Source organism: Jiangella endophytica (assembly GCF_003427025.1).
In the GTDB taxonomy this organism is placed as follows: domain Bacteria; phylum Actinomycetota; class Actinomycetes; order Jiangellales; family Jiangellaceae; genus Jiangella; species Jiangella endophytica.
The window spans coordinates 247175-258912 of sequence record NZ_QVAI01000003.1; the positions used below are offsets into that span (position 1 = coordinate 247175).

At 73.8% G+C, this 11738-nt stretch carries 10 protein-coding genes and 1 pseudogene; 7 read left to right on the forward strand and 4 right to left on the reverse strand.

Annotated elements, in window-relative coordinates:
• Positions 1-6: 6 nt before the first annotated feature.
• Both DZA62_RS08090 and DZA62_RS08095 read right to left on the reverse strand, forming a co-directional pair.
• The gene (locus DZA62_RS08090; protein ID WP_116948358.1) at positions 7-1563 is read right to left on the reverse strand and encodes a hydantoinase/oxoprolinase N-terminal domain-containing protein; all 1557 of its coding nucleotides are present in this window, start codon (positions 1561-1563) and stop codon (positions 7-9) included.
• A complete protein-coding gene (locus DZA62_RS08095; RefSeq protein WP_116948359.1) occupies positions 1560-2633 on the reverse strand; it encodes a DUF917 domain-containing protein in 1074 nt (357 codons plus the stop codon). The genes DZA62_RS08090 and DZA62_RS08095 overlap by 4 nt, the downstream gene beginning before the upstream one ends.
• 76 nt (positions 2634-2709) lie before the next feature.
• Between DZA62_RS08095 and DZA62_RS08100 the strand changes: the two genes are divergently transcribed.
• Complete coding sequence (locus DZA62_RS08100) at positions 2710-5235, forward strand: FtsK/SpoIIIE family DNA translocase (RefSeq protein ID WP_116948360.1); 2526 nt, start codon at positions 2710-2712, stop codon at positions 5233-5235.
• Complete coding sequence (locus tag DZA62_RS08105) at positions 5228-5887, forward strand: alpha/beta hydrolase (RefSeq protein WP_116948361.1); 660 nt, start codon at positions 5228-5230, stop codon at positions 5885-5887. The genes DZA62_RS08100 and DZA62_RS08105 overlap by 8 nt, the downstream gene beginning before the upstream one ends.
• Here the strand turns inward: DZA62_RS08105 and DZA62_RS08110 are convergent.
• Complete coding sequence (locus tag DZA62_RS08110; RefSeq protein ID WP_116948362.1) at positions 5875-7437, reverse strand: beta-N-acetylhexosaminidase; 1563 nt, start codon at positions 7435-7437, stop codon at positions 5875-5877. The genes DZA62_RS08105 and DZA62_RS08110 overlap by 13 nt on opposite strands.
• A 47-nt stretch (positions 7438-7484) precedes the next feature.
• Here DZA62_RS08110 and rimO point away from each other — a divergent pair, with 47 nt between their 5' ends.
• The 5 genes and pseudogenes from rimO (at position 7485) to DZA62_RS08135 (ending at position 10971) form a co-directional block, all read left to right on the forward strand.
• Positions 7485-8888 (forward strand): 30S ribosomal protein S12 methylthiotransferase RimO, encoded by a 1404-nt coding sequence (gene rimO / locus DZA62_RS08115; RefSeq protein WP_116948363.1) that lies wholly within the window; start codon positions 7485-7487, stop codon positions 8886-8888.
• Positions 8889-8897: 9 nt separating this feature from the next.
• Positions 8898-9473 carry a CDP-diacylglycerol--glycerol-3-phosphate 3-phosphatidyltransferase gene (gene pgsA, locus DZA62_RS08120; protein WP_116948364.1) on the forward strand — a complete coding sequence of 192 codons (576 nt, stop codon included), beginning with the start codon at positions 8898-8900 and terminating at the stop codon, positions 9471-9473.
• A complete protein-coding gene (locus DZA62_RS08125) occupies positions 9470-9961 on the forward strand; it encodes a CinA family protein (protein ID WP_116948365.1) in 492 nt (163 codons plus the stop codon). Before pgsA ends, DZA62_RS08125 begins: the two co-directional genes overlap by 4 nt.
• 171 nt (positions 9962-10132) lie before the next feature.
• Positions 10133-10402, forward strand: a pseudogene (locus DZA62_RS08130) (helix-turn-helix domain-containing protein); the annotation flags it as partial.
• A gap of 98 nt (positions 10403-10500) precedes the next feature.
• The gene (locus tag DZA62_RS08135) at positions 10501-10971 is read left to right on the forward strand and encodes a flavin reductase family protein (RefSeq protein WP_116948366.1); all 471 of its coding nucleotides are present in this window, start codon (positions 10501-10503) and stop codon (positions 10969-10971) included.
• 31 nt (positions 10972-11002) lie between these two features.
• On the opposite strand, the gene DZA62_RS08140 is transcribed toward DZA62_RS08135, so the two are convergent.
• Positions 11003-11449, reverse strand: a complete 447-nt coding sequence (locus DZA62_RS08140; RefSeq protein ID WP_116948367.1) for a GNAT family N-acetyltransferase — start codon at positions 11447-11449, stop codon at positions 11003-11005.
• Between the last annotated feature and the right edge of the window lie 289 nt (positions 11450-11738).

The following is an 11738-nucleotide window of genomic DNA, read 5'->3' on the forward strand; positions in this document are numbered from 1 at the left end:
ACCCGATCAGGGCTCCGCGAGCGGACCGGCCGCCGTCACCACCACCCGCGCGGAGTCGCCGGGCAGGTGGGCCAGTGGCACCTCGAAGATGCGGGTGATGCGCACCCGGTCCGGTGCGGCCCCGGCCCGGACGGCGGCCTCGTGCGCCAACTGCCGGGCCTCGTCGAGGCAGGCCCGGCGGCTGGTGAGATCGAACCGGTACACGCGGTGGGCGGTCCCGGAGGCCTCGGCGACGGCCGCGCCCACGGCGTTCGCCACGGCGCCGTCGGCGGGCCGGACCACCGCCCGGATGCCAGGCAGCTCGTCCGGCACCAGGTGCGCGGCACCGCCGACGGCCACCAGCGGCAGAGTCCCCGCGGAGGCGCGGATCCGATCGGTCAGCTCGGCCAGGCGGCGGTCGACGGAGGCGACGACGGCCGCCGCGGTCGGCCCGTCGACCGGCAGCTGCGACGCCGGGACCGTCCCGAACGCCGTCCGCCCGGCCACCACCGACACGTCGCTGAGGGTCAGGACGGCGCCGCCGAAGATCAGCGCGTCGGTGCTGATGGCCGCGCCGACGCTCTGCGGGCCGACGGCGTAGCCGCCGTCCGGCGCGGGCCGGACCACGCTGCCGCCGCCGAGCGCGCTGGAGATGAGGTCGGGCAGCAGATAGTTGGTGCGCACGCCGCCGATCTCCGTCGGCATCGTCGACACCCGCGGGAACCCGCCGCTCAGCACGCCGACATCCGTGGAACTGCCACCGACGTCGACGACCACGGCGTCGTCCAGGCCGCTCAGGTGGTGGGCGCCCCGCATGGAGTTCGTCGGGCCGGAGGCGATGGTGCGCACCGGATACCGGGCGGCGCGGTCGGCGGTGAGCAGCGTGCCGTCGTTCTCCGTCAGGTACGTGGCGCAATCCAGGCCCAGCTCGCGCAGCGCGGCGCCGAGCGCACGCACCAGCCTCGCGATGACGCCGGTCAGCGCGCCGTTCAGGATCGCGGCGTTCTCCCGTTCGATCAGGCCCGGACCGCCCACGCGGTGCGCCGGCGTGACAGTGCACGACGGCAGCAGCCGGTCCAGCATGTCGGCGGCCCGCTGTTCGTGGTCGGCGTTGACGACGGAGCCGGTGGCCGCGACGGCCACCGCGTCGGCCCGGTGCGCGCAGGCCGCCGCGAAGGCGGCCACGGCGTCCTCGTCGAGTGGCGCGAGCTCCTTGCCCTCGTGGTCGTGCCCGCCGCGGACCATGGCGACCGGCCCGCCGGCCTGCTCGACCAGGTCGCCCGGCCAGCCCGTGAACGGAGGCACGAGCGACGTCGCCGGCGCTCCGATGCGCAGCACCCCGACCCGTGCCAGCATGCGCCGCTCGACGATCGCGTTCACCGCCTGCGTCGTCCCCAGGACCAGCCTGGTCACGGCCTGCCGGTCGACATCGGCCAGGACCGCGGCCAGTGCCTGCCGGATCCCGACCATGAGGTCGCCGCTGGTGGTGGCCTTGTGCCTGGCGACGACGGTGCCGTCGCGGTCGACGGCGGCGGCGTCGGTGTTGGTGCCGCCGACGTCGACGCCCACGCGCAGCGTTCTCACACCGGCAGCCCCCTGTCCACGTAGTCGAGGTCGTAACCGAACGCGCGCGGCCCGCCCAGCGCGAGCCCGTCGGGCTCGCGCCAGCGCTCGTGCGCCGGCACGACCAGCACCTCGACCCGCTGGCCGTACGTCACGCTGTCGGTGGTCACCGGCCAGCCGGTGTCGACGTCGAGCAGCGTGATGGCGTCGGGGACGGTCGCGACGGCCCGGCCGGCCTCGGTGACCACCAGGTTCTCGTTCTGGAAGTCCACCCGGAGCAGCCGGTCCGGCTCGGCCAGGTGCTCCAGCGTCGCGGTGCCGCGGGTCGATCCCCGGGAGGTGCGGCGCAGCACGTCCGTCACCGTGCCGCTGAACACGACCTGCGCTCCCGTGGAGGCGAGGAAGGCGGCGTGGGCGCCCGGGGTGCCCGAGTGGATGGCGCGCAGCAGGCGGCCGACCTCGCGGCAGCGGCTCAGCGACCCCAGGGCCGCGTGCGCACGGCACTGCTCACCGTTCATGGGGTAGGCGGCGACGGTGGCGACCATGCCCAGCTCGGCGACGGCGGCCCTGGTCAGCCGCTCACCGGTGTGGTTGTCGGTGGCGTCGATGACCAGGGTGTTGCCCAGCGCGCCGACCACGCAGACCGGGGAGACGTCGATGCCGGCGAGGGTGAACAGGGTGGTCTCGAGCCGGGGGAACGGCCGTCGCATGCCGTCGGCGTCGATGCACGGCAGGCCGACCTCCGCGGCCGCGACCAGCGGGAACAGGGTCCTGATGCCGCCGATCCCGAGCGGCAGGACGGCCACGCCCCGGCGTCCGGCGTACCGCTGCATCGCCTCGAGTGCGCGCCGGGCGTCGCCCTCGCCGGGGAACTGCTCCGCCAGGACGGCGGGCGCGCCGGCCACCGCGACCGGCAGCACCAGGCCGTCGGCCGGCACGTCGCCCGCCTGCACCACGGGCACCGGTCCGTGCAGGTCGATGGCCCGGTGGAGCATGAGCTTGGCCAGGTGGGCGTCGCCGCCCCCGCCGCACCCGAGAACGGCCGCGCCGAGCGCCAGATCGTCGACGTCAGCACTGTCCACCTGTTGCACGAGCCGCTCCGTTCCACCGACGCGCCGGTGCCTGTGGGACTAAAGATACGAGTGTGTCGGATGTAATGTGATCTCCATGGCGACCCGAACAGCCACGGCTCGGTCGCGAAGCTCGTCGGGTACCCCGAAGCGGCGTACCCCGGCTCGCGGCCGGAAGCGTCGCGCCCCTGAGCCACCCCCGCCGCCGCCACCTCCGGAGCCGAGTCTCGCCGCGCAGTTCTTCGGCGGCATCGGCCGGATGTTCGTCGGCATCTGGATGGGCATCGCCCACCTGGTCGGCGGCGTGACGCGCAGCATCGGGCGCACCGCCACCAGTCTCGAGGCCGACCAGCGCCGCGACGGCGTGGGGCTGTTCCTCATCGGCACGGCGTTCATCGTCGCCGCGTCGGTGTGGTGGACGCTCGACGGCCGGGTCTACGAGGCCGTCTACCAGGGCATCGCCGGCGCCATCGGCACCGGCGCCTACGTCGCTCCGGTGCTGCTGGCCATGGCGGCGTGGCGCACGCTGCGCCATCCGGACCGCAACGGTCCCGGCGGCCGCCAGGTCATCGGCTGGGTGTGCCTCGCCCTCGGCACGCTCGGCCTCGCGCACGTCGCCGGCGGCATGCCGCGCCCGGTCGACGGGCAGGTCGCCATGGAGCGGGCCGGCGGCGCCATCGGGTACGTCTCCTCGACCATCCTCGCCGACCTGCTGACGGTGTACGTGGCCGGTCCGCTGCTGGGCCTGCTGACGCTGTTCGGCGTGCTGGTCATCACCGGCATCCCGCTGTACGAGGTCACCGCGCAGCTGCGCGCCGGCGCGCTGGTCGTCGGCGGCTGGCTGGGCTTTCGCCGTCCGGTCGCCGAGGGCGACGCCGACGCCCGCGGCCGCCTCGCGCCCACCGACGACGAGCCCTACGACTCGCCGGTGCTGCGCGAGAAGCCGAAGCGCAAGCGGCGCGAGCAGCCCGCCGAGACCGACGACGCCGACACCGCCGAGCTCGGCAGCGTCGACGGCGACGACGAGACCCCGACCGAGCCGGCCGTGGTCGCCCGCGAACTGCGCAAGAAGAAGAAGGTCAACGACGGCCCGGCCGAGCCGCCGCCGCACACGCCCATTCCGCAGCGGGTCGAGCAGCTCGCGCTGTCCGGCGACATCACCTACACGCTGCCCAACAGCGACCTGCTCCGGCAGGGCAGCCCGCACAAGGCCAAGTCGGCCGCGTCCGACCAGGTCGTCGACTCCCTCATGGGGGTCTTCGACCAGTTCAACATCGACGCCGTCGTCACCGGCTACACCCGCGGCCCGACGGTCACCCGGTATGAGGTCGAGCTGGGCACCGCGGTCAAGGTCGAGCGGGTCACGGCGCTGTCGAAAAACATCGCCTACGCGGTCGCCTCCGCCGATGTCCGCATCCTGTCGCCGATCCCGGGCAAGTCGGCCATCGGTATCGAGATCCCCAACACCGACAAGGAGATCGTCAGCCTCGGCGACGTGCTCCGCTCGCCGGTGGCGCGCAAGGACCACCACCCGATGGTGGCCGGCCTGGGCAAGGACGTCGAGGGCGGCTTCGTCGTCACGAACCTGGCGAAGATGCCGCACCTGCTGGTCGCCGGCGCCACCGGTTCCGGAAAGTCCAGCTTCATCAACTCGATGATCTCGTCGGTGCTCATGCGGTCGACGCCCGACGAGGTGCGGATGATCATGGTCGACCCCAAGCGGGTCGAGTTGTCCGCGTACGAGGGCATCCCGCACCTCATCACGCCGATCATCACCAACCCGAAGAAGGCGGCCGAGGCCCTGCAGTGGGTCGTGCGCGAGATGGACATGCGCTACGACGACCTCGCCAACTTCGGGTTCCGGCACGTCGACGACTTCAACAAGGCGGTCCGCGCCGGCAAGGTGAAGGCGCCCGAGGGCAGCGAGCGGGTACTGACGCCGTACCCGTACCTGCTGGTCATCGTCGACGAGCTGGCCGACCTCATGATGATCGCCCCGCGCGACGTCGAGGACTCCGTCGTCCGCATCACCCAGCTGGCCCGGGCGGCCGGCATCCACCTGGTGCTGGCCACGCAGCGGCCGTCGGTCGACGTCGTCACCGGCCTGATCAAGGCCAACGTGCCGTCGCGGCTGGCGTTCGCGACGTCGTCGCTGGCCGACTCGCGGGTCATCCTCGACCAGCCGGGCGCGGAGAAGCTGGTCGGCCAGGGCGACGGCCTGTTCCTGCCGATGGGCGCGAGCAAGCCCATCCGCGTCCAGGGCGCCTGGGTCACCGAGACGGAGATCGCGTCCGTCGTCGCGCACTGCAAGGAGCAGCTGGAGCCCGACTACCGCGAGGACGTCACCGCTGCTGCGGCGTCGTCGAGGCGCGAGGTCGACGAGGACATCGGCGACGACCTCGACCTGCTCTGCCAGGCCGCCGAGCTGGTCGTCAACACGCAGTTCGGGTCGACGTCGATGCTGCAGCGCAAGCTCCGGGTCGGATTCGCCAAGGCGGGCCGGCTGATGGACCTCATGGAGAGCCGCGGCATCGTCGGCCCGTCCGAGGGGTCGAAGGCCCGGGACGTGCTGATCAAGCCCGACGACCTCGACGAGGTGCTGGACACCCTGCGCGGTGGCTGAGCCCGAGTACGTCCTGACCGAGGATCGGCCGCGCGGCGATGTCCGCGCGGCCGTCCTGTTGCTGCACGGCGGCCGGTCCGAGAGCCGCGAGCCGGTGCGGTCGCGGCAGCCGTCGGTGCTGCGGCTGCAGCCGTTCGCGTGGGCGCTGCGGCGGGCCGGCGGGCCGCTGGGGCTGACGGTGTGGCGGCTGCGGTACGCGATCCGCGGCTGGAACGGCGCCGAGGAGTCGCCGCTGGCCGACGTCCGGGCGGCGGTGGCGGCGGTGCGGGCCCGGCATCCGCGGGTGCCCGTCGCGCTGGTCGGCTACTCGATGGGCGGCCGGGCCGCCGTGCGCGTGGCGGGGGAGCGACCGGCCGGCGACGGCGTGGCCGCGGTCGCCGCGCTGGCGCCGTGGCTGACTCCGTCGGAGCCGCCGCAGCTGCTGGCCGGGAAGCACGTCCTGCTCATGCACGGCAGCGCCGACACCACGACCGACCCCCGTGCGACGGCGGCGCTGGCGGCCGCGCTGGACGGTGTCGCGGCGTCCTGCCGGTACGTCCCGGTGAGCGGCGACGGGCACGCGCTGCTGCGCCACCCGTCGGTCTGGCACCGCGAGGTGACCCGGTTCGTGCTGGCGCGGACGGGGTTGGACCCGGCCGATCAAGCGCGCTGACGGCGTCCGGTGCCGCCGCGCTGGGCGGGGCGCGGGCCGTCCAGCGGCCGGTAGTTCACGCCCAGCGCGTCGAGGCGCCGCAGGTGCGCCGGCAGCCGGCGCAGTAGGTCGGCGGCGTCGCGGCGCTCGGGCGCCGTCCACGCGACCTCGGCCAGCGCGCTGAGCCGCGGGAACGCCACGTACTCGACGGCGGCGGGCGTCGGCAGGTACTCGGTCCAGTGCTGACCCTGGACGCCGAGCAGCCGGCCCGGCCCGCCGCCGCTGGGCGGTTCCCACGCGGCCACGTCCTCGACGGTGGTCAGGCCGCCGATGGCCAGCGGCTCGCCGTCGCCGCCGTCCTGGTAGTGGTCGAAGTAGGTCACGTCCTCCGGGCTCATGACGACGTCGTGGCCGGCCGCCATCGCCTTGATGCCGTGCTCGCTGCCGCGCCAGGCCATGACGACGGTGTCGGCCGGCATCCCGCCGTCGTCGGCGACCTCGTCCCAGCCGACGACCCGCCGGCCTCGCCCGGTCACGTGCTCGTGCAGCCGGCGCAGGAACCAGCTCTGCAGCTCGTCGACGGAGGCCAGGCCCAGCTCGGCGGCGCGGGCGGCGGCCGCCGGGCTCTCGCGCCACTCCGTCCGCGGGCACTCGTCGCCGCCGAGGTGCACCCACGGGCCGGGGAACACGTCCAGCACGGTGTCGAGGACGTCGCGGGCGAAGGCGAGCGCCTCCTCGGTCGGCGCCAGCACGTTCGTCGAGATGCCCCACGTGCGGCGGACCTCGACCGGCTGCCCGGTGTTGCCCAGCTCGGGGTACGCCGCCAGCACGGACTGCACGTGGCCGGGCAGGTCGATCTCGGGGACGACGGTGATGGAGCGCTGCGCCGCGTAGGCGACGATCTCGCGCAGGTCGTCGAGCGTGTAGAAGCCACCGTGCGGAGTGCCGTCGAACGTGCCGGTCCGGCCGACGACGGTCTCGGTGCGCCAGGAGCCGACGTCGGTGAGGCGGGGGTGGGCCGGGATCTCGATCCGCCAGCCCTGGTCGTCGGTGAGGTGCAGGTGCACGACGTTGAGGCGGTGCAGCGCCGCGAGGTCGATGAACCTCAGCAGGAACGCGACCGGCATGAAGCGCCGCGCGACGTCCAGGTGCACGCCGCGCCAGGCGAACCGCGGCGCGTCCTCGATGACGCAGCACCCGATCTCCGGTGGCGCGTCGCCGACCGGCGCGCGGCGCAGCGCCGCCGGTGGCAGCAGCTGGCGGAACGTCTGGACGGCGCGCGCCAGCGCCTCGGCGGATCCGCCCTCGAGCACCGCCCGCCCGGGCGTCACCGTCAGCCGGTAGCCCTCGGCGCTGTCGCGCACCGGCGCGGCCACGCGCAGGACGATCGTCGCGGCCGGATCGGCGGCCGGGACGACCGGCGCGCGGACCCCGGCCCCCGCGAGCACGTCGTGCAGGACCCAGGCGGCCCGGCGGGCGTCGCCGTCCGCGCCGATCGAGGTGCCGTCGCCGACGGCGAACGTTCCGGGGCGCGGCTCGTGGACGAGAGGCAGCGGGATGTGCGCGGGCATGCGGGACAACGTAGCTGGCGCGCACGACGAGTAGAGTGACGGGCGACATGAGCAAACATTCCGTCGCGATCGTCACGCTCGGCTGCAGCCGCAACGAGGTCGACTCCGAGGAGCTGGCCGGCCGTCTCGACGCCGACGGCTTCGAGCTCGTCGACGACCCCGGCGCCGCCGAGACCGTCCTGGTCAACACCTGCGGCTTCGTCGAACAGGCCAAGAAAGACTCCGTCGACTCGCTGCTGGCCGCCGCCGACCTCAAGGCCGGCGGCGCCACCAAGGCGGTCGTCGCGGTCGGCTGCATGGCCGAGCGGTACGGAGTCGGACTCGCCGACGAGCTTCCAGAGGCTGACGCCGTCCTGGGCTTCGACGACTACGCCGCCATCGGCGAGCGGTTGCGCGGCATCCTCGGCGGCTCCGCCCACGTGTCGCACGTGCCCCGCGACCGCCGCAAGCTGCTCCCCGTCACGCCGGTCGAGCGCCAGGCCGCGGCCTACGCGGCGCCCGACCTCCCGGCCGGCATGTCGCCCGCGTCCGGGCCGCGATCGGTGCGGCGGCGGCTCGACGGCGGCCCCATGGCGCCGCTGAAGCTGGCCAGCGGCTGCGACCGCGCCTGCACGTTCTGCGCCATCCCCATGTTCCGCGGCTCGTTCCTGTCGCGCCGCCCGTCCGACGTGCTGGCCGACGCGCGCTGGCTGGCCGAGCAGGGCGTCCGTGAACTCTTCCTCGTCAGCGAGAACTCGACGTCCTACGGCAAGGACCTCGGCGACCTGCGGCTGCTCGAGACGCTGCTGCCCGAGCTGGCCGCCGTCGAGGGCATCTCGCGGGTGCGTGTCTCGTACCTGCAGCCGGCCGAGATGCGCCCGACGCTGACCGAGGCCATGCTGTCGACGCCCGGCGTCGTCCCGTACTTCGACCTGTCCTTCCAGCACGCCAGCACGCCGCTGCTGCGCCGCATGAAGCGGTTCGGCGGGACGTCGTCGTTCCTCGAGTTGATCCAGTCGGTCCGCGACCGGGTCCCGTCGGCCGGCATCCGGTCCAACGTCATCGTCGGTTTCCCCGGCGAGACCGACGACGACGTCGCCGAGCTCGAGTCGTTCCTCACCCAGGCCCGCCTCGACGTCGTCGGCGTGTTCGGCTACTCCGACGAGGACGGCACCGAGGCGGCGTCGTTCGACGGCAAGCTCGACTCCGACGAGGTCGCGGAGCGGGTCGAGCGCGTCGGCGACCTCGTCGAGGAACTGGTCGCCCAGCGTGCCGAGGACCGCGTCGGCGAGACGGTGTCGGTCCTGGTCGAGTCGGTGGGTCCCGACGGCGTGGTCGAGGGCCGCGCCGAGCACCAGGGCCCCGAGGTCGACGGCACCACGACGGTGTCCGGCGTGCGCGCCGCCGTCGGCGACATCATCACGGCGACCGTCACCGGCAGTGACGGCGCCGACCTCCTCGCCGTGCCCTAGCCTTGCCCCGTGGCCGAACCGTCGACCCTCCCGCCGAGCCCCTGGAACATCGCCAACGGGCTCACCGTTCTCCGCGTGGTCCTGGTTCCGCTGTTCGGCTGGCTGCTGCTGCGAGAGGGCGGCGACGACGACCCGTCGCGCATCGCCGCGTTCGTCACGTTCGGCATCGCGATGATGACCGACCGCCTCGACGGCGACCTCGCCCGGCGGCGCGGCCTGGTCACCGACTTCGGCAAGATCGCCGACCCCATCGCCGACAAGGCGCTCACCGGCATGGCGTTCGTCGGGCTGTCACTGCTGGGTGAGCTGCCCTGGTGGGTGACGGTCGTCGTCCTCGTGCGTGAGTGGGGCATCACGGTGCTGCGGTTCGCCGTCCTCCGCTACGGCGTCATGGCGGCCAACCGTGGCGGCAAGCTGAAGACCGTCCTGCAGGCCCTGGCGCTCGGCCTCTACATCCTGCCGATGCCCGGCTGGTTCGACCCGATCGAGGCGTCGGTCATGGCGCTCGCCGTCATCGTCACCGTCGTCACCGGCGTCGACTACGTGCTGTCGGCCATCCGGCTGCGGCGCAGCGCGACGCCGTGAGCGCGCCGTCGCCCGAGTCCGTGGTGCGGCAGCTGATCGCGCGCGGGCTGACGGTCGCCGCGGCGGAGTCGCTGACCGGCGGGCTGGTCTGCGCCGCCCTGACCTCGGTGCCCGGCTCGTCCGCGGTGGTGCGCGGCGGCGTCGTCGTCTACGCGACGGAGCTCAAGGCGTTGCTGGCCGGAGTGCCCGAGCCGGTACTGGCCGCGTCCGGCCCGGTGGCCGCGTCGACGGCGCAGGCCATGGCGTCCGGGGTCCGGATACGGCTCGGGGCGGACGTCGGCCTGGCGACCACCGGCGTGGCGGGGCCGGACCCGCAGGACGGCCACCCGCCGGGCACGGTGCATGTCGCGGTGGCCACGGCGGCGGGCGGCCTCAGCGTGCGTTCGTTCACGGGCGGAACGGCGTTGCCGGGCGGCCGCGAGGCCGTGCGGGCGGCCACCGTCGACGCCGTCCTGACGCTGCTGTCCGGGGTACTGTCCGAGGTGTGAGACGCGGCTCCGGCGGCCGGGAATCCTCGGGTGTGCCGGGACGTTTCAACCTGCGAGATGAATACTTCTGTGCACCCCGTCTTTCCCGGCGAGGCTGGAAACGCAAACGTACGAAACAGAAGGTACGGTGGACTCAAGCACAGTCGAGACGAATCGCGAGAGGGGTAGCCGATGGTTCTCATCAGACGGCTCGTCGGCGATGTCTTGAGGCGTCGCCGGATCGAGCAGGGCCGCACTCTCCGCGAGATCTCGGCTGCGGCGCGCGTGAGTCTCGGGTACCTGTCCGAGGTCGAGCGCGGCCGCAAGGAGGCGTCGTCCGAGCTGCTCGCGGCCATCTGCGAGGCGCTGGACCTGCCGATGTCCGAGGTGCTCCGTGAGGTCAGCGACGAGATGATGCGCGTCGAGGCGGCGGCGGTGGGTGCGCTCACCGAGCTGCGTCCCCGGGAGTCCGCCCGGCCTCGCGATGTCGTCAAGGTCGGCTGACGCTGCTGCCGGAGTCGTTGCCGCGGTCGAAGCCTGCGCCGGAGTTCCGCGACGCCATGGCCCGCTTGGCGGGCGGTGTGGCGTTGCTCACGGTGCTCGACCCGGTCGGCCGTGACTGCGGCCTCACTGTGACCGCCGTGTCGTCGGTGTCGTTGGAGCCGCCGCTGGTGCTGGCGTGTGTCAAGAAGGACGGCTTCATCCACGACGCGCTGTTCGTTGCCGACGGGTGGTCGCTGTCATTTCTGGCCGCTGACCAGTTGGCGCTGTCCCACTACGGCGCGCGCGAGCGTCATCCCGGCGCCCGCGACGACTTCTCGCCCTGGCCGACGCGGCGCGCGGCCCGGGGTGAGCTGATCTTCACCGGCGCCGTCGCCGCCGTCGAGTGCGTGCCCTTCGACCTCGTCGACGCCGGCGACCACACCATCGCGCTGGGCCGCGTCACCGCCGTCGCGGGCGACGCGGCCGGCGCCGTCCCTCTCGTTCACGGCGACCGGCGCTACTACGAGCCCGGCGCGGCCATCGGTTGAGGCTCGTCGCCGCTGCCGTCGCCGTCGCCGCTCAGCGGATCAGGTGCGTGGCCGTCGGCCCGGAGCGGATCATGAAGCGGTCGAGCGACTCGATCGGCCCGAAGCCCAGCGGTGCGTACACCCCGTGCGCGTCGAGGGTGGCGAGCATCCACCGCTCGACGGCGGCGTGCTCCGGGTGCTCCAGGACGGCGTTGACCAGGACTCTGGCCAGGCCCTTGCCCCGATGCTCGGGCAGCACGAACACGTCCGCCAGCCACGCGAACGTCGTCCCGTCGCCGACCACCCGGGCGAAGCCCGCCTGCGCACCGTCGGGTGCGTACAGCCCGACCCCGAACGACCGGCGCACGGCCCGCTCGACGGTGTCGCGCGACCGGTGCTTGCTCCAGTACGTCGTCAGCAGGAACCCGATGACGACGTCCAGATCGAGCCGCTCCTGGTCGTCATCGACCTCGTAGCCGGCGTGGGTGGCGAGGATCATTCGCCCAGGCTACTCAGCGGCAGCGCCCGGGTTGCGGCGGCAGGGCGCCGGTCGCGTGGGGCTGGTCATCGCGCCGACCTCGGCCCTGGTGTCGGGTTCGGCGCCGCGCGTGTCGGGTGGCGTCGGCCCCGTGCGTGTCGGGTGGCGTCGGCCCTGCGCGTGTCGGGTGGCGTCGGCCCCGTGCGTGTCGGGTGGCGTCGGCCCCGTGCGTGTCGGGTGGCGTCGGCCCTGCGCGTGTCGGTGGCGTCGGCACCCTGGTCAGGGTTGGTGTCGGTGTCGGCCGCGCGCG